The sequence below is a fragment of the Mycolicibacter kumamotonensis genome, from assembly GCF_002086285.1.
In the GTDB taxonomy this organism is placed as follows: domain Bacteria; phylum Actinomycetota; class Actinomycetes; order Mycobacteriales; family Mycobacteriaceae; genus Mycobacterium; species Mycobacterium kumamotonense.
Genome location: NZ_MVHU01000115.1, coordinates 1 through 624, shown reverse-complemented (window position 1 = coordinate 624; position 624 = coordinate 1). Strand labels below are relative to the sequence as shown.

1 protein-coding gene is annotated in these 624 nt (G+C 68.1%); it reads left to right on the top strand.

Translation table 11 applies throughout. From position 1 onward, the window contains the following. A partial coding sequence (locus BST28_RS23005; RefSeq protein WP_272937550.1) for a beta-ketoacyl-[acyl-carrier-protein] synthase family protein occupies positions 1–624 on the top strand: 624 nt, incomplete at its 3' end.

Here is a 624-nt window from a genome sequence, read left to right as displayed (position 1 = left end):
CTGTCGCCGTCTGGGGTGTCGCGTCCGTTCGATGCGCGTCGTGATGGCTTCGTGATGGGTGAAGGTGCCGGCGTGCTGGTACTCGAGGCCGCCGAGGTGGCGCAGGCCCGCGGCGCCACCGTCATCGGCGAAATACTCGGCTATAGCGCGAGCAACGACGCCTTCGATCTCGTTGCGCCGCACCCTGAAGGGCGGGGCGCGGTCAAAGCGATCACTCAGGCACTGGCCGACGCCGGGATCACACCCGAGCAGATCCACTACATCAACGCCCACGGCACCGCCACCCCGCTCAACGACCGCAGCGAGACCCTGGCCATCAAAGAGGCGCTCGGCGACCACGCCAAGACCATCCCGGTCTCCTCGCTGAAGTCCGCGATCGGCCATCTGCTCGGCGGTGCCGGCGCTGTCGAACTCGGCGCCACCTTGCTTGCGCTGCAACGCAACATCGCCCCACCCACGCTCAACTACGCCGAGGTCGACGACGACCTGGACCTCGACTACGTGCCCGACCACGCCCGCCCCCTGACCACCAACGGCGCACGCCCCATCGGCCTGAGCAACTCCTTCGGATTCGGCGGACACAACAACGTTCTCGTCGTCGCCGCCGGAAGCGGCCCCGAAGCC